The sequence below is a fragment of the Rhodococcoides navarretei genome, assembly GCF_038069675.1.
GTDB classification, from domain to species: Bacteria; Actinomycetota; Actinomycetes; order Mycobacteriales; family Mycobacteriaceae; genus Rhodococcoides; species Rhodococcoides navarretei.
This window is the reverse complement of sequence record NZ_JBBPCN010000001.1, coordinates 1,655,937-1,671,190: the sequence shown is the minus strand read 5'-3', so window position 1 is coordinate 1,671,190 and position 15,254 is coordinate 1,655,937. Positions and strand designations below refer to the sequence as shown.

Sequence of the window (15,254 nt, the reverse complement as noted above, 5' to 3'; positions counted from 1 at the left end):
CGTACAGTCGAGACCATGAGTGATCTCTCCTCCCTTGCCGCCGCCGACAGCGACCTCGGAGGGATCGCCGGTTGGGCAGTGAGTCTGATGGAGGCGATCGGCGGCCCAGGCGCCGGAATCGCCGTCGCAGCGGAGAACTTCTTCCCGCCCCTTCCCAGCGAGATCATCCTGCCCCTCGCCGGGTTCACGGCATCTCAGGGCGGCATGACGCTACTGAGCGCGGTGTTCTGGGCGACGGCAGGCTCGGTGATCGGCGCACTCGCCCTGTACTGGCTCGGCATCAAACTCGGCCGCGATCGGATGTATGCCATCGTCGAGAAGATGCCGTTCGTCGGGACGGAGGATCTGACCAAGGCCGAGGACTGGTTCACTCGCCACGGCCGGTCCGCCGTGTTCTTCGGCCGCATGATTCCGATGGTCCGGTCCGGCATCTCGATCCCGGCCGGAGTGGCACGGATGCCGATTCTGCAATTCACCCTCTACACCACGCTCGGCAGCCTGATCTGGAACTCCATCTTCGTGCTCGCCGGCTACTTCCTCGGCGAGAACTGGCACTACGTGGAGAACTACGCCTCGGTGTTCCAGTACGTCGTCATCGGCATCGTTGTGGCGTTGATCGCGTGGTTCGTGGTGAAGAAAACGAAGTCCAGGCGCGTCGAGGTGCAGTAGATCCTCACAGCTCGTCGATATCGATGAACCCGTCCTGTAGAGCACGCACCAGCAACGTCGCTTTGGTCGGAGCAGTTCGCCCCACTGCCGTGTACTTGGCTCTGATGCGCGTCAGATGTGTGTTGACGGTTCCCATCGAGAGATAGAGCGAGCGCGATGCCTCGGCTTTGGAATCCGAGATGAGCCAGGTCGTGAGCACTTCTACTTCACGAGCGCTGAGCCGTGGGTCGGGTGCGTCTCCGACGCGGATGTCGAGCACTGTCATGGAGGTCCTTGATGTCGGGCACCACCGCTGTCCTGGTGGAGCGAGCACGGCCAATGACACCGCACTCACTCCGCTGCGTCACTCCGAGGAATGACCTAGGTTGCTCTCACCTGAGAGTGAACACTGTCACCTGCGCCGCCGCGCTCGACCTCACCTCGGTAAAGTCCGCCTCTATGACCGAGCTCGACGCGACCGCCGCCCACTTCGTCGAGGCGGGTGTCGCCTTGCTGATCGCGCATCCGCAGAGGATTCTTGAACGGGGACTACGGATCGAGGACGTGGTCCACGAGGCCGACTCGTCGACAGCAACGTTCTTCCGCAAGTTCAACACCAAATCCGACTTCCTCACCACGGTCGTCGAGCATCTGACCCGAACACCCCTGCCCGCCGACGTTCGCGACACCGTTCGCACGCAGATGACGAACAGTGGCGCATCGATTCGCGCAGCGGTGTCGGCGCTCGTTGCGCACTACTTTCCGGCAATCGTCGACCAGAAGAGCACCACTGCGACTCTTCTCGACCATGTTTTCCGCGGACCTGCTTCCGCGGCACTCGCCGGCGGCTACCGCCTTCGAGACGACGCCCTACTGGACGCGTTCGAGGCACTGTTCGATCCCGAAGGTGGGGCCTTTCGCCGTCCCTTCACGGCCCGATCGTTCGCTGTGACGGTCAATGCCATCGTCGACGGCTTTCGCATCCGAAGTCAGGTGGACCCCGCTTCCGTATCGGCAGACGTGATGTCCGACGCGGTGCTCGCCTTCCTCGGGGCCGTCGTCGACACGTCGGGACATCATCAGCACCTCGATGATGTCGTGGGGGACGTCGGCGGTGTGCCGGTCGAGGAACGGCCGATGCCTCGCGATCCACGCGCTGCGATCGTCACCGCTGCCCGTGACGAGTTCGGAAAGCGCGGCTATTTCATGACGCGTATGGACGACGTCGCCGATATCGCCGGAGTACCGAGGGCGGCGTGCAAGACACTGTTTCCGACCAAGCCGTCCGTCATCGTTGCAGCACTGCAGAGCCGAGTCGATCGTCTTCGCGAGTCGGTGGACGACGACCAGTTGCTTGGCCTCGACGAGCTCACGATTCTGCAGAATCACATGCTGCGGTGCGCGCAACTCGCCGCCGACGAACTCGAATTCATGGACGCTCTCCTCGTCGCGGTCGCACACGACACGTACGGCGAGCCGGAGGGACTGATCTCGATCAAGGAGAAGCTCAACCTGCCGGCGATCATCGCACCGGTCATCGCACGAGGGCAGGACAGCGGTGTCTTCCGAAAGAGCTTCGGTCCAGTCGATCTCGCGGCAGGCATCACCAACACTCTGTTGATGCGGTGCTTCACCCGACGACAGAACAGCCCGCAGGACAACGCGACGTTCGTCGGTGAACTTCTCCTCGACGGACTCGGTACGCGCTGAGCGTGCTCGATGTACTCGGCCCGATCGGCGGCCAGGTCGACGACCAACCGCCGCCCACCGGTGACGTCATGAAAGGTCGCTCACGTCAAGGCCGTCCGGAATCCCCGAGCTTTTGTGCCGCCTCGCGCAATTGCACTCCGATGCGATCGGTCGCCTCGTCGAACAGATCTCGCGCCGCGCTGAGATTCAAGGAGGCCAGCTCATCGCTTTCGCGCTCCTCGAGTTCGGCGAAGTCCGGAGACCCGTGATGCTCGATCCACCGCATCTTCTCGAGTTCCTTCTCGATGTCCATCAGTCCGTCCAGATACGAACGCAATGCCGTCAATCGCAGTATCAGGGTGCGTTGGCGGTCGGCGAGTGCTTCGGTGCGCCGGGCGTACATCGCTTGCACCTCCGCATCGTTGGCGAGATGACCCGACGGTGGGCCACCGAGACGATCGAAGGCAGCCTGGAGCAGCCCTGCACTGCGCGCTACCGAGGCGACTTCCGCAGACAGGTCGATGCGCACGATCCGGTGCGCTACGTCATTCGCCGTCCATGCCGCAAGGCCCTCGATAGCAGTAGCCAGAGCAGCGACGACGTAAACGACACTGCCCGTGACCGTCTTTCGCAGGCTCTCGAGCTCTGCGATGTCGGCTTGTCCTCGACTTGCCGGCTCCCGATCCACGACCTTGCGCACTCTGTCCAGCCTGGTTGCAGTCGGGGGATCATGCACAGTGGATGTAGCGGCGAGACGCCAGGAGGTAAGTGCCTCTCGGACGAAGTGGCCGTGCGCTCCACGCCACGCCGGCTTGCCGAGATCGACCAGTGCGTCGTCGATCGCACGCTGATCCTTCGACCGACGATCGAACGGGTTCCATCCCATGTCCACTCCCCACGCAGTCAGTCCTTCGGAACACGGTAACGACTGCCCATGAACACGAAGGCCGCATATCCCAGAATCGCCACCACATAGAGCACCGTCGGCACCACGAAGACCCAGACGCTCACCGACGCATCGGTCGTCGTACCCGCAACGACGCATATCCAGGCGAACAGCAGTGCAGTCGCGACACCGATCCAATCGAGGTCCTCGGACATCTTGCGATTCAGTTCGGGCCGATTCTCGGCGGAGGTCCAGTACTCGTGCAGTCGTCGACTCGGCAGATTCACCATCTGGGCCGGGACCTTGGGAAGCCACCAGCCGACGCTCGCGAACAGCCCGATCATTACGAATCCGGTGCCGCCCATCGTGAGGAGAAAGGAAAGCTTCGAGTCCATCCGATCCACCTGACCGGATCCGTCGAAGTGCGCGGGCACTTGATCCCCCGCAGTGACGGCAACCCATATCAGAGCGCCGATGAACACCAGAGTTGACAGCAGTAGGGCTGCACGCGAAAGCTTCATCGGAGTCCACAGTAGCGCCGGAGGCACCGATGCCCAACAACGAGTTCGGGGACTTCCAGACCCCGATCGAGTTGGCGCGCGCGTTGGTGAACACACTGCCTCGACAACGGTGGACTCGCATCCTCGAACCCACCTGCGGTGTCGGGAACTTCCTGTCGGTGATGGCGCAGAGTCATCCCGAAGCAGAGCGCGTCGGGATCGAGGTACAGCCCGAGTATGCCTCTTCCGCATCACAATTCGGAAGGATTATCACTGCGTCGATCTTCGACTTCGACCTGGCGGGTGATGTCGACTGGACATCGGAGCCAGGCCCGACTCTCGTCATCGGAAACCCACCGTGGGTGACCAACTCACAACTGTCGGTGCTCGATTCCATCAATCGCCCTTCCCGCGCGAACACCAAGAACGCTCGCGGGATCGACGCGATCACCGGAAGCTCGAATTTCGATATCGCAGAATTCATTTGGATCAAACTCGTCACCGAGTTCAGCGATAGACCGGTGACCATCGCGATGATCTGCAAAACCCAGGTAGCTCGAAACGTTCTGTTGCACTGTGCTCGACACAGCCTTCCTGTTACCAGCTCGAGTCTGCGAATGATCGATGCGAAGAAGTGGTTCGACGCAGGGGTCGATGCCTGCTGGTTCACGGTTGAACTCGGGCCGGGCAGGACCGACTACACCGCGCAGACATATCCGCGCGTCGACGCGTCACAACCGGACAACAGAATCGGGGTCGTCGACGGCCAACTGGTCGCGAACGTCGACGCCTACGAGCGAAGCAAGCAGTTCGATGGCGTCAGCCCACTGATGTGGCGTCAGGGCATCAAACACGACGCGTCTGCCGTCATGGAATTGGCCGAGAACGACGGCCCACGAACCAAACTCGGAGCTTCGGTGGATATCGAGAAGGACTTCCTGTTTCCGCTGTTCAAATGTACCGACGTCTATCGCGACAACCTGAGCGTGGTGTCGCGTTGGATGATCGTGCCGCAATCGCACACCGGTGACGACACCGAGCTACTTGCGTCGACTGCACCGAAGCTGTGGAAGTACCTGACCGACAACGCCGCTGTGCTCGACGGGCGGAAGTCGTCGATCTACCAGAAGAGGGCCCGCTTCTGCATATTCGGTGTCGGCCCGTACACGTTTGCTCCCTACAAGATTGCGATCTCAGGGTTCCACAAGATTCCACAATTCAGGATGGTCGGGCCCTACGACGGCACACCGGCGGTGTTCGACGACGCCACCTACCTGCTCCCTTTCGAGGATCCCGCATCGTGCGCAGTCGCCCACGCGCTACTGACCGGGCTGGAAGCCACCGATCTCATTGCTGCTCTGGCATTCTGGGACAGCAAGCGGCCGGTAACGAAGAAGCTCCTCCAACGCATCGACCTCTCGGCCATCGCCCGGGCAACGGATCCCGCTGCTCTTAGGGAGCGTTCCGCCGCAACCGCGGCCGCGCACGGCCCAGTGTTCGAGGCAGCATCGCTCACTCACGCGGTCGATCGTGCGAGGGGACACACACTGTGACAGCCGATCCACCTCAGCGACAACCCGTTCCGGAGCTGGGGCTCCTTCTCATCGGCGGATCCATGTTCTTCGTGGCCACCGTCGTCGAGTGGGACGCCTTGTTCATTGCGTCGATCTTTCTCTGCGTATTCGCTGGTTTCGCAGCCTTGATCTCGACACGATTGTCCCGTCTGAGCCGCCGCACCATCGCACTGCTCACCATCTTCGGACTCGTCCTGACGGGTATCGGCGCCGCGTACATGGTGAAAGACGCGTCGGAACCCGTCATCTTTTCTCCCGGACTCCTCCTCTACCCAGGCGGAAGCCTCACGCTGTCCGGAATCATCAACCTGCTGTCGGGCCACTCGCAGAAGTCGCGCCGACACAGCGGACACACGGGGTTCACAGATCGGTCTTGATCGTTTCGGCCAGTCGGTCCAGGTAATCGGCATTGCGTTTGTAGTGCACCCACGGCCCGATTTTGGTGCTGGTCACCAGGTGGGCGCGTTGTAGCACCGCCATGTATTGCGAGGCCGTCGATTGCGAGACGCCCGCTCTGGATTGAATGTGCTTGAGGCACACCCCTACCTGGTCGGCCGGTTCGAGTTGGGGCGGAAAATCACTCGGGTCCTTGAGCCATCGCATGATCGCCAATCGGGCCGGGTTACTGAGCGCACCGAACACTGCCGCAAGCTCCGCGGGGTCCAGTTCGTCAGCCACCCTCGAAGCGTACTCCAATATCGCAATATCCCGATCTGTGGTCTACTTGCCTGGACATCGCAATATCGCGATATCCAGATAAGGAGTAACTCATGCAGCGAGCAGTAGTCGTGGGTGCCAACGGAGTGATCGGCGGAAACCTTGTCGCCCACCTGCAGCGAAGCAGGGATTGGGACATCATCGGGCTCTCACGGCGCGGAGGTGTCGACAGCGAACGCGTCCAGCACATTGCGGTGGATCTCCTCAATGGCGAGGAGACTCGACGCCGGCTCTCGCACCTGACGGACGTGACACACATCTTCTACGCCGCGTATCAGGAACGCCCCACCTGGGCCGAGCTCGTACCTCCCAATCTGGAGATGCTCGTCAACGTGGTCTCCGTGATCGAGGACAGTTCGCCCACTCTGGAACACGTCAGCCTGATGCAGGGATACAAGGTGTACGGCGCGCATCTGGGTCCGTTCAAAACGCCTGCCCTCGAATCCGATCCACCGCACATGCCGCCCGAGTTCAACGTCGACCAACAGCACTTTCTGGAGACCCGTCAGGTAGGCAAGACGTGGACCTGGTCGGCAATGCGGCCATCGGTGGTGTGCGGCGTGGCACTCGGAAATCCGATGAATCTGGCCACCGTCATCGCTGTCTACGCAACCATGTGCAAGAAGCTGGGCGTACCGATGCGTTTCCCGGGCAAGCCCGGTGCCTTCGGATCGTTGTTGGAAATGACCGATGCATCGTTGCTCGCCGAAGCGACGGTATGGGCCGCAACCACTCCCGAGTGCGCGAACCAGGCGTTCAACATCACCAACGGAGACCTCTTCCGCTGGAAGGACATGTGGCCGCGCATCGCGGGTCTGTTCGGTGTGGATACCGCCACCCCACTGCCCATGTCTTTGACCGATGTGATGGCCGACAAGGAGTCGCTGTGGGATTCGATCGTCGCCGAGCACGATCTGAAGCCCACTCCCTACCGCGATGTATCTGCCTGGGGATTCGGCGATTTCGTGTTCTCCTGGGATTACGACGTCATCTCCGACGGTTCCAAGGCGCGCCGCCTGGGCTTTCATCGTTTCGTGGACACCGAGGCAATGTTCGCCGAGATCTTCGCCGAGCTACGTCGCCTACGGATCATTCCCTGAGGGGAGTCACCATGCGCACCACCGGAGTGGGCCGGATAGTTTGAAACGGCACGAACGCCGATCGAGACCTACGGGAGAACAATGCATCCGTTCGACACAGCAGTCGCCCTCGAGACCATCGGCGACGGCACCTACCGAGGCAGGACGTCAGCGCCGTACAACAACATGGTCGGCCCGTTCGGTGGCCTCACTGCTGCAACGTTCGTTCGAGCCATCGAACTGCACCCGGAATGCCTCGGATCACCGGTCTCGCTCACGGTCAACTTCGCCGGTCCCGTCTCCGAAGGCGAATTCGAGATCTCCGCACGTCCGGTGCGAACCAACCGAAGCAACCAGCATTGGTATCTCGAACTGACGCAGAACGGTGCGGTGGCCACCACGGCTACAGCAGTGTTCGGAGCGCGACGCGACACCTGGGACAACATCGAGGCGACGGTCCCTGACGTTCCCTCCCCCGCCGACACCAAGCAAGGCGGTCTACCCGACGCCATCGCGTGGGCTCAGAACTACGAGATGCGTTTTGTTGCAGGTGCACTGAGCGAACAGGAGTCCGCAGACTCGACCGAAACTCTCTGGATCCGCGATACACCGCCGCGGCCGATGGACTTCGCAGCCTTGACCTCGCTGAGCGATGTGTTCTATCCCCGAATCTTTCAGCGGCTGGGCAAGTACGTTCCGGCGGGCACCATCTCGTTGACGACCCACTACTTCGCGACGCCGAAGGACCTCGAGCAGCACGCCGACGGCTACATCCTGGGCACCGCACGAGCACGCCGCTTCCATCAGGGCTACTTCGACCAGACGGCCGAACTGTGGACCGAGGGCGGGAGTCTGCTGGCCACCAGCCACCAGGTGGTCTATTACAAGGTCTGAACCGCCGACGACTGCTCCAGCACCCGACGCACAGCGCCACGCGCACCGCTGTCCTGCAACAAACGCTTGGCTCGCTGGTACGCACCTCGTAGTCTCGGGTTGCCCACAAGGTCCCCGAACACCGCCCGGTTGGTCAGAAACGCGCCCGGGTTGTCGTGGTCTTCCCACGACAATCGTTGCAAGCGTTCGGCATCGGCGTCGATCATCGGAACATCCCCACGCTCGTATACCGCACACCACCCGGCGAGGACCAGGGCGGCATGATCGACGGATCGATCCTCGGCAAGTCGGTCGCGGATCACCGGCAGTACGAATTTCGGGATCCGTGCCGATGCGTCGACGATCTGACGTTCGAGAGTGTCGCGAACTGCCAGACTCGAAAATCGTTGCAGCAGTTGCTCGATGTAGGCATCGAGGTCGATTCCCGGTACCGGCGCAAGCGTCGGGGCGGCCTCGGCACGCATGTACGACGCGACGAATTCGCGCAGGTCAGGACTGGCCATGACGTCGTGCACGTGGGTGTAGCCGGCCAGGATACCGAGGTAGCTCATGGCCTGATGAGAACCGTTGAGCAGGCGCAGTTTCATGTGCTCGTAGGGGGCGACATCGGTCACGAGCTGCACGCCGACGTCTCCGAAGGGTGGTCGCCCGAACGAGAAGGAATCTTCGAGTACCCACTGCGAGAACGATTCCGACTGGACCGGCCACAGGTCCTCGATGCCGAAATCGCGTCGCAGGTCGTCGACGACGGTGGGCGTTGTTGCCGGGGTGATGCGGTCGACCATCGAATTGGGGAATGCGGCCGTGGCATCGATCCAGTCGGCCAGATCGCTGTCGTGGTGGCGAGCGAAAGACGTCAGCGCGGTGCGAGTGACCGTTCCGTTGTGGACGATGTTGTCGCAGGACATCACCGTGAACGGCGGAATTCCGTGGAATCGGCGGGTGGCGAGGGCAACGGTGAGAAACCCGAAGACACTCGACGGCGTGGAGAGGTCCTCGAGGTCGGCGAGCACCGCGGGATCGGTCGGCTCGAACACTCCGGTCACATCGTTCACGCCGTAGCCGGCCTCGGTGATGGTGAGCGAGACGATCATCGTGGCGGGTGAGCTGAGCACGTCGAGCACTCCCTGCGGATCGTCGGGTGCAAAGACGAAGTCCGCGACCGAACCGACAACCCGCGCCTCGCGTCGGCCATCGGGGTCCACCGTCACCACCGTGTAGAGATGATCCTGAGCGTCGAGGATCTCCCCGATTCTTCTGTCTCCCGGCAGGACTCCCACTCCACACAGCGCCCAGTCGAGATGACCGGCGGCGAGAAGGCGATCGAAGTAGACGGCCTGATGCGCACGGTGAAACGCACCGACCCCGAAATGCACCACGCCGCAGTGCAGTTCGTCCGCGTCGTACTCGGGCTTCGCAACGCCCGCAGGCAGGTCCTTCGATGTGGTGCGACGAAGCTCGATCATGGCGGGTCCTCGGGGTCGAATGAACGTGGTGAGCGGTGGCGCTCCCGGGCATGTTCTGCCACCAGGAGCACCACCGCAGTTCAGGGGTTTACACGTCCGGAATCAGCAGGACGACTTGTAGACGTACTGCGCGCCCTCACCGTCGATGTTGTCGGCGGTGATGACGTGGAAGCCGGTCGAGATCTCGGCGGTCACCGGCTCGTCGTTGATGGCGGCCATGGCCTGCGCGACGCCGTCGGTGCCGATGGTGTCGGGCTGCTGCGCGATCAGAGCCTGCACTGTTCCCTCACGAAGCTGCTTCACCTGTGCGGGGCCTGCGTCGAAGCCGATGATCTTGACCTGATCCTGCTTGCCCGCCTGCCGAACTCCGGTCGCGGTGCCCTCGGCTGCGAAGGTGTTCGCGGCGAAGATGCCGGTGATGTCGGGGTCCTTGGCCAGGGCGGCCGAGACCAGACGAGCAGCTTCGGCCGGGTCGTTGTGGCTGTACTGCACGCCGAGGTAGTCGAAGGCAGGGTTGGCACCGACGGCTTCCTCGAAGCCCTCCACTCGGGCGTCGGCAGTGGAAACGCCGGGATCGGTGGAGATGACGAGCACCTTGCCGCCCGCCGGGCTGAGCCGCTCGATCGCGTTGAATGCTTCTGCCCCACCGCCCTTGTTGTCGGACGAGATGGAGGAGACCGCGATGGACGGGTCTTCCAGGGTGGTGTCGACGAGAACGACCTTGATGCCCGCTTTGGACGCTGCCTCGAGGGGCGCCTGCATGGCAGCGACGTCGGTAGGCGCAATCAGGATCGCCGACGGACGTGATGCGACAACCGAATCCACGATCGGCTTCTGCAGGGTGGGATCGAACTTGACCGGGCCCTGGGTGTCGACGGTGACGCCTGCATCCTTCGCCGCAGCTTCGATTCCGCACTGCATGCTGATGTAGAACTCGTCGCCACTGACGCCCTGGATGAAGGCGATGTTGCCGCTGCCGCCACCGCTTCCGGAGTCGGACGAACAACCCGCCAGGAACATGGCGGAGACCGAAGCGACACTCAATGCAACGACGGCGGTGCGTGATGTGATCATGGTCGACTTTCTTGTAAAGGGTTGTGATGAGGGGAGTTCGGAGCTGGCCGGAGCTAGGGACTTCGGGACCAGAGTTTCTTGAGGGAGCTGGGCGATTGACCTCGGCTCGCCGCGTCGCGTCGACGCTGATCGAAGTAGACCGCTGCGATGAGGACAGCACCGACGGCGACCTGCTGCCAGAACGGCTGGACGCCGACGATGACGAAGCCGTTCTGCAGCACGGCAGGGATGAACAGTCCGACGACGGTGCCGAACATGGTGCCGATGCCGCCGAACAGGCTCGTTCCACCGATGACCACTGCCGCAATGACATTGAGGTTGGTCTGCGACTGCCCGGCGATGGCGGTGGTGCCGTACTGGGACAGCGACAGAATCCCGGCGAACCCGGCGAGGGTACCGGAGAGCGCGTAGACCTTGACCAGGTGCATGTCCACCTTGATGCCGACGCGTCGAGCAGACTGCTCCTTGGAGCCGACAGCAAAGGTGTAGAGGCCGAACTTGGTGCGATGCAGCACGATTCCGAAGATCACCACGAGCACCAACGCGATGCTCGAGATCAGGGGAATGGTGGTGGCCGGGAAGTTTCCGTAGCCGATGGTGTCGACCAGAACCGGTGGTACGTCGCGGATGTCGACACCCCCGGTGATGACCTGCGAAAGACCGAGAGCGCCACCCAAGGTCCCGAGAGTCACGATCAGCGGAGGCACGTTGGCCTTACCGATCAGGAAACCGTTGAGCAATCCCCAGCAGAGGCCACACCCCAGTGCCACGACGATTCCGACGGCCGCCACTCCCCATCCGTCGCCGCCGATCGCTGCCATGGTCTTGGCCGAGACGACGCCGGAGAACACGAGAACGGAGCCGACCGAGAGATCGATGCCGCTGGTGACGATGACGAACGTCATGCCGATTCCGAGAACGGCCAGGATGGAGACGTTCTGAATGATCTGGCGGATGTTGCCCCACTCGGGGAAGCTGCCGGGAGCCATGATCGAGAACACCAGGCAGATCGCAGCCAAGACGAGCACGATCTGAAACACCTGAACCCGGGCCAACTTACCGAGCGCTTCGACGAGATCGAAGGAGTGGCGAGACGGCTTGTCGCCGGGCGGCATCGGCTCGAGGGAGGGGCTGATGGTCTGGTTGGTCATCGTGTGGCTCCGGTGGTTGCGCCGGTCATCGCGCCGACGAGTTCTTCCATGGTCGTGTTCTTGGCGTCGAGAGTGGCCACGCGCTTGCCCATGCGCAGCACCTGAACTCGATCGGCAACTTCCATCACGTGCGGCATGGAGTGGCTGATGAACACCACGGCCACTCCCCTGTCCGCCACGCGGCGAATGGTGTCGAGCACGTTGCGCGTCTGGACGACTCCGAGCGCTGCGGTCGGCTCGTCGAGAAAGACGACACCCTTGGCCCAGGCGACTGCACGCGCGATGGCAATGGCTTGTTGCTGCCCACCCGACATCGCTCCCACCGGAACGGTCAGGCTACGCACGGTGGCTCCGAGTTCGTTCAGCGCGTCCTGCGACTGCTTGCGCATCGTGGAGACGTCGAGAAAACCGAGATGGCCCAGCAGCCCCTTCGCCGGCAGTTCGCGTCCGAGAAACATGTTCTGCTGCGCGTTGAGGTGCGGCGCGAGGGCGAGATCCTGGAACACCGTCTCGATGCCGAGTTCCGCTGCGACGGTGGGGCTGTCGAGATCGACCGCGGTGCCGTCGAACAGGATCTCGCCGGTGTCGACGGCCAGGCTGCCCGAGAGCGCCTTGACCATCGTCGACTTGCCTGCGCCGTTGTCGCCGATGAGGGCGACGACCTCACCCGGGTAGATGTCGAAGTCGGCTTCGTCGAGGGCGCGCACGTTTCCGAAGCTCCTCGACAATCCCCTCGCTTCGAGGATCGGTGTCGCAACAGGTGCAACGCTGGCCATGGATACTCCTAGGTCGAATCGAGAAGCTTCGAGTGCGGGATGGACACCCCCACCGGCGCCCGCAGCACGGTCCGTGGACATGGTCTGCGAAGCAGGTCGAGCTCCCTTCGGGGCTCGCTGTGCACATGAGTGTGACCCAAACAACTCGCATTTGTCACGCGTTTCGAGAAAATTCATGTCACCGGTGACATGGATGTGAACGGCACCTGCTGTGCCATGCCTGCGAGAAGCCCTTACCGGACCGAGAGGTACCGTCTCTGAACTGCGTCGATACACAATCTGGCCGTTTTCGACGCTGACGCAAGCGGGCTGAGGTACCGTCCATGACACCGATGACATATCCGGGCTCAGCGGAGCCGATGACATCGATGACATGACCATTCGGAGACAGTGAAGGTAGACCCCCATGGCGAAGTTCGACGGCCGGAAGATCTTGGTGACAGGTGCCAGCGGAGGCATCGGCTCGGCGACTGTACGGCGGTTGGTGGCCGACGGTGCCGACGTCGTCGCTGCGGGCCAATCGGTCGATGCACTCAACAAGCTGGCCGACGAGACCGGCGCAACTCCCCTGGCCTTCGACCTGACCTCCGAGAACAGCGTCCGCGAGGCTGTCGAAGGCCTCGAGCTGTACGGCGTGGTGAACTGCGCAGGATTCGGCGGCGAGATCGCCACGCCTCAGGACACCGACATCTCGATCTTCGACAAGGTCATCGCCATCAATGCGCGCGGCGCACTGTTGGTCATCAAGTACACCGTTCCGGCCATGATCGCGGCGGGTACCGGTGCCATCGTCAATGTCTCGAGCCAGGCCAGCCTGGTCGCCCTCACCGGCCACGTCTCGTACGGCTCGTCGAAAGCGGCTCTGGACAACATCACTCGTGTCTCTGCGCTGGAGCTCGGCCGGCACGGAATTCGAGTCAACGGTGTCAATCCGACGGTCGTGATGACGGAGATGTCTGCGTTCTACTGGGGTCGCCCCGAGATCGAGGAGCCGTTCCTGGCTCAGATGCCGCTGGGACGGTGGGCCACCGAAGACGAGATTGCCGCGCCGATTGCCTTCCTGCTGAGCGATGATGCTTCCATGGTGACTGGAGTGTCGTTGCCGGTCGATGGCGGCTACACCAGTCGCTGACGAGACGATGACGAGCAGACGGGGGTAGAACATGACCACCATGCAAGACGTCGCGGCGCTGGCCAAGGTCAGTGCCAAGACCGTCTCACGGGTGTACAACAACGACCCTCACGTCGACCCCGATACTCGTGCCCGCGTCACCGAGGCCCTGAATTCGCTGAACTACGTGCCCAATACGATGGCCACGTCGTTCCGCAACGGTCAGGCGGCGGCCATCGGAGTCGCCGTCCCCGATATCGACGATCCCTTCTTCTCGTCGATCGCACGAGCCATCGAGGAACGCGCCCGCGAGGACGACATGGCCGTTCTGGTCACCAGCCTCGGTCATGACGGCGATCAGGAGCAGGCTCTGGTGGAGTCACTGCTGCGTAGGCAGCTGAGTGGTTTGATCATCGCGCCGACCGGTGCACATCACTCCTACCTGGAGCGGTGGATCGACAAGACCCCCACGGTGTTCGTCGATCGGGCTCCCGATGGACTCAAGGCAGACAGCTTCGTCGACGACGATCACGGCGGGGCGGTGTTGGCCACCGACCACCTCCTCGACCTGGGACATACCCGCATCGCGGTCATAGGTGACAGCGCCGGCATCCCGACCAGCCGAAACCGGCTCGAGGGTTATCGGGAGTCGTTGCACGCACGCGGAATCGACTTCGACGACACTCTCGTCGCTCTGGGTGTGTTGGACCGTGAGGATGCCCGGGTGGCATTGACCGACCTGACCGCACTCGAAAGTCCGCCTACCGCACTGTTTCTGTCCAACGCGCGAGTGGCGATGGCATGCGTTCCTGTTCTGCAGCAGATGAATTTGCTGCATCTGGCGTTCGTCGGATTCGGCGACTTTCCCCTTGCCGATGCAGTGATGCCACCGGTGACGGTGATCGATCAGAATCCCGCGCGCCTCGGCCGGTTGGCCATCGAGCGACTACTGGGACGGATCGAAAATCCGACCAAGCGCTACAAGCGCCGCAACATCCTCGGCGTCGAGCTGATCGAGCGTCGATCCTGCACGCCCGGAAACGATCACCGCTGCGACTGATCCTCGAGCGCGTGCGCGACCAGGTCGACCTGCAGCGGGGTCGACAGTTCGGCATCGACCCGCAGATGGGGAACGAGCGGCTTCTCTGCCAGGGCATCCAGCGACCGATGGGCATCGCGCTCCGCCCCACGCGCAGCGCGCCTGCGCGCCAACAGCTCTGGCGAGCCGTCGACGTGCACGACCATCGTTGCAGCAGGAGCTACGTGCGAAACCAGTCGTTCCCACTCCGCGCCGGCGCTCAATTCGCGGGTGAACGGTGCGACCAGGACGGGGCGCTGACCGATCTCCACGAGGTCCCGAGCAGCGGCGAGCAGTACGGCGTATCGGCCGGCTCGGATGCGTTCCGAGTGCGGGCCCGCACTGTTCCAGTGTTGTCCATCCAAGAACGAATCCAGTTCGTCGAGAAGCGGATTGGTGAGAGTATCCAAGTCGAGCAATGCCATACCGAATCGTCTCGCCAGCTCCCTACCGAGAGTCGTCTTGCCACTTCCCGCGGCGCCGGCAACCACCAGAACCGGTAGAGATTCCCGTTCGATCCGGGAGACGTCTTGACAGACATGAGGCATAGCGGCAATCATACAAGACAACGTTGTCTCGCACCCACCCCAGAGCGGACACACTCCCCCCGA

Annotated in this window: 17 protein-coding genes; 8 read left to right on the top strand and 9 right to left on the bottom strand. The window is 62.6% G+C overall.

Annotated elements, in window-relative coordinates:
- Positions 1 to 15 precede the first annotated feature (15 nt).
- Positions 16 to 669 (top strand): DedA family protein, encoded by a 654-nt coding sequence (locus AABD04_RS08120; RefSeq protein ID WP_341440822.1) that lies wholly within the window; start codon positions 16 to 18, stop codon positions 667 to 669.
- Positions 670 to 673: 4 nt separating this feature from the next.
- Here AABD04_RS08120 and AABD04_RS08115 read toward each other — a convergent pair whose 3' ends face one another.
- A complete protein-coding gene (locus AABD04_RS08115) occupies positions 674 to 934 on the bottom strand; it encodes a LuxR C-terminal-related transcriptional regulator (protein ID WP_243610097.1) in 261 nt (86 codons plus the stop codon).
- Between the two features lie 173 nt (positions 935 to 1,107).
- On the opposite strand from AABD04_RS08115, the gene AABD04_RS08110 reads away from it, so the two are divergent.
- The gene (locus AABD04_RS08110) at positions 1,108 to 2,358 is read left to right on the top strand and encodes a TetR family transcriptional regulator C-terminal domain-containing protein (protein WP_341440821.1); all 1,251 of its coding nucleotides are present in this window, start codon (positions 1,108 to 1,110) and stop codon (positions 2,356 to 2,358) included.
- Between the two features lie 85 nt (positions 2,359 to 2,443).
- Here AABD04_RS08110 and AABD04_RS08105 read toward each other — a convergent pair whose 3' ends face one another.
- On the bottom strand, positions 2,444 to 3,223 hold the full coding sequence (locus tag AABD04_RS08105; RefSeq protein ID WP_341440820.1) for a hypothetical protein: 780 nt from the start codon (positions 3,221 to 3,223) through the stop codon (positions 2,444 to 2,446).
- Between the two features lie 17 nt (positions 3,224 to 3,240).
- The gene (locus AABD04_RS08100) at positions 3,241 to 3,744 is read right to left on the bottom strand and encodes a DUF1648 domain-containing protein (protein ID WP_341440819.1); all 504 of its coding nucleotides are present in this window, start codon (positions 3,742 to 3,744) and stop codon (positions 3,241 to 3,243) included.
- A gap of 29 nt (positions 3,745 to 3,773) precedes the next feature.
- On the opposite strand from AABD04_RS08100, the gene AABD04_RS08095 reads away from it, so the two are divergent.
- Both AABD04_RS08095 and AABD04_RS08090 read left to right on the top strand, forming a co-directional pair.
- Positions 3,774 to 5,276 (top strand): class I SAM-dependent methyltransferase, encoded by a 1,503-nt coding sequence (locus AABD04_RS08095; protein ID WP_341440818.1) that lies wholly within the window; start codon positions 3,774 to 3,776, stop codon positions 5,274 to 5,276.
- The gene (locus tag AABD04_RS08090) at positions 5,273 to 5,674 is read left to right on the top strand and encodes a hypothetical protein (protein ID WP_341440817.1); all 402 of its coding nucleotides are present in this window, start codon (positions 5,273 to 5,275) and stop codon (positions 5,672 to 5,674) included. Before AABD04_RS08095 ends, AABD04_RS08090 begins: the two co-directional genes overlap by 4 nt.
- Here AABD04_RS08090 and AABD04_RS08085 read toward each other — a convergent pair.
- Positions 5,658 to 5,900, bottom strand: coding sequence for an ArsR/SmtB family transcription factor (locus AABD04_RS08085; protein ID WP_374230295.1), 243 nt, complete (start codon positions 5,898 to 5,900; stop codon positions 5,658 to 5,660). The genes AABD04_RS08090 and AABD04_RS08085 overlap by 17 nt on opposite strands.
- Positions 5,901 to 6,067: 167 nt before the next feature.
- On the opposite strand from AABD04_RS08085, the gene AABD04_RS08080 reads away from it, so the two are divergent.
- Both AABD04_RS08080 and AABD04_RS08075 read left to right on the top strand, forming a co-directional pair.
- A complete protein-coding gene (locus AABD04_RS08080; protein WP_341440816.1) occupies positions 6,068 to 7,114 on the top strand; it encodes an SDR family oxidoreductase in 1,047 nt (348 codons plus the stop codon).
- 81 nt (positions 7,115 to 7,195) lie between these two features.
- A complete protein-coding gene (locus AABD04_RS08075) occupies positions 7,196 to 7,987 on the top strand; it encodes an acyl-CoA thioesterase (RefSeq protein WP_341440815.1) in 792 nt (263 codons plus the stop codon).
- Here AABD04_RS08075 and AABD04_RS08070 read toward each other — a convergent pair.
- The 4 genes from AABD04_RS08070 to AABD04_RS08055 form a co-directional block, all read right to left on the bottom strand.
- Positions 7,975 to 9,453 (bottom strand): mannitol dehydrogenase family protein, encoded by a 1,479-nt coding sequence (locus tag AABD04_RS08070; RefSeq protein WP_341440814.1) that lies wholly within the window; start codon positions 9,451 to 9,453, stop codon positions 7,975 to 7,977. The genes AABD04_RS08075 and AABD04_RS08070 overlap by 13 nt on opposite strands.
- A 102-nt stretch (positions 9,454 to 9,555) precedes the next feature.
- Complete coding sequence (locus AABD04_RS08065; RefSeq protein WP_341440813.1) at positions 9,556 to 10,527, bottom strand: ABC transporter substrate-binding protein; 972 nt, start codon at positions 10,525 to 10,527, stop codon at positions 9,556 to 9,558.
- A gap of 53 nt (positions 10,528 to 10,580) precedes the next feature.
- Entirely contained in the window at positions 10,581 to 11,678 is a 1,098-nt protein-coding gene (locus tag AABD04_RS08060) for an ABC transporter permease (RefSeq protein ID WP_243595393.1), read from the bottom strand.
- Positions 11,675 to 12,454 (bottom strand): ATP-binding cassette domain-containing protein, encoded by a 780-nt coding sequence (locus tag AABD04_RS08055; protein ID WP_057475871.1) that lies wholly within the window; start codon positions 12,452 to 12,454, stop codon positions 11,675 to 11,677. The genes AABD04_RS08060 and AABD04_RS08055 overlap by 4 nt, the downstream gene beginning before the upstream one ends.
- Positions 12,455 to 12,860: 406 nt before the next feature.
- Between AABD04_RS08055 and AABD04_RS08050 the strand changes: the two genes are divergently transcribed.
- Both AABD04_RS08050 and AABD04_RS08045 read left to right on the top strand, forming a co-directional pair.
- Complete coding sequence (locus tag AABD04_RS08050; protein ID WP_341440812.1) at positions 12,861 to 13,586, top strand: SDR family oxidoreductase; 726 nt, start codon at positions 12,861 to 12,863, stop codon at positions 13,584 to 13,586.
- Between the two features lie 31 nt (positions 13,587 to 13,617).
- Positions 13,618 to 14,625, top strand: a complete 1,008-nt coding sequence (locus tag AABD04_RS08045; RefSeq protein WP_243595396.1) for a LacI family DNA-binding transcriptional regulator — start codon at positions 13,618 to 13,620, stop codon at positions 14,623 to 14,625.
- Here AABD04_RS08045 and AABD04_RS08040 read toward each other — a convergent pair.
- Positions 14,610 to 15,191 (bottom strand): AAA family ATPase, encoded by a 582-nt coding sequence (locus tag AABD04_RS08040; RefSeq protein WP_341440811.1) that lies wholly within the window; start codon positions 15,189 to 15,191, stop codon positions 14,610 to 14,612. The two genes, AABD04_RS08045 and AABD04_RS08040, sit on opposite strands and share 16 nt — an antisense overlap.
- Positions 15,192 to 15,254 lie beyond the last annotated feature (63 nt).

What these genes read in the sequence shown, in the direction of transcription:
- AABD04_RS08120 (WP_341440822.1), top strand. Translation starts at nt 16, where the DNA reads ATGAGTGATCTCTCCTCCCTTGCCGCCGCCGACAGCGACCTCGGAGGG.
- AABD04_RS08115 (WP_243610097.1), bottom strand. Translation starts at nt 934, where the DNA reads ATGACAGTGCTCGACATCCGCGTCGGAGACGCACCCGACCCACGGCTC.
- AABD04_RS08110 (WP_341440821.1), top strand. Translation starts at nt 1,108, where the DNA reads ATGACCGAGCTCGACGCGACCGCCGCCCACTTCGTCGAGGCGGGTGTC.
- AABD04_RS08105 (WP_341440820.1), bottom strand. Translation starts at nt 3,223, where the DNA reads ATGGGATGGAACCCGTTCGATCGTCGGTCGAAGGATCAGCGTGCGATC.
- AABD04_RS08100 (WP_341440819.1), bottom strand. Translation starts at nt 3,744, where the DNA reads ATGAAGCTTTCGCGTGCAGCCCTACTGCTGTCAACTCTGGTGTTCATC.
- AABD04_RS08095 (WP_341440818.1), top strand. Translation starts at nt 3,774, where the DNA reads ATGCCCAACAACGAGTTCGGGGACTTCCAGACCCCGATCGAGTTGGCG.
- AABD04_RS08085 (WP_374230295.1), bottom strand. Translation starts at nt 5,900, where the DNA reads ATGCGATGGCTCAAGGACCCGAGTGATTTTCCGCCCCAACTCGAACCG.
- AABD04_RS08080 (WP_341440816.1), top strand. Translation starts at nt 6,068, where the DNA reads ATGCAGCGAGCAGTAGTCGTGGGTGCCAACGGAGTGATCGGCGGAAAC.
- AABD04_RS08075 (WP_341440815.1), top strand. Translation starts at nt 7,196, where the DNA reads ATGCATCCGTTCGACACAGCAGTCGCCCTCGAGACCATCGGCGACGGC.
- AABD04_RS08070 (WP_341440814.1), bottom strand. Translation starts at nt 9,453, where the DNA reads ATGATCGAGCTTCGTCGCACCACATCGAAGGACCTGCCTGCGGGCGTT.
- AABD04_RS08065 (WP_341440813.1), bottom strand. Translation starts at nt 10,527, where the DNA reads ATGATCACATCACGCACCGCCGTCGTTGCATTGAGTGTCGCTTCGGTC.
- AABD04_RS08060 (WP_243595393.1), bottom strand. Translation starts at nt 11,678, where the DNA reads ATGACCAACCAGACCATCAGCCCCTCCCTCGAGCCGATGCCGCCCGGC.
- AABD04_RS08055 (WP_057475871.1), bottom strand. Translation starts at nt 12,454, where the DNA reads ATGGCCAGCGTTGCACCTGTTGCGACACCGATCCTCGAAGCGAGGGGA.
- AABD04_RS08050 (WP_341440812.1), top strand. Translation starts at nt 12,861, where the DNA reads ATGGCGAAGTTCGACGGCCGGAAGATCTTGGTGACAGGTGCCAGCGGA.
- AABD04_RS08045 (WP_243595396.1), top strand. Translation starts at nt 13,618, where the DNA reads ATGACCACCATGCAAGACGTCGCGGCGCTGGCCAAGGTCAGTGCCAAG.
- AABD04_RS08040 (WP_341440811.1), bottom strand. Translation starts at nt 15,191, where the DNA reads ATGCCTCATGTCTGTCAAGACGTCTCCCGGATCGAACGGGAATCTCTA.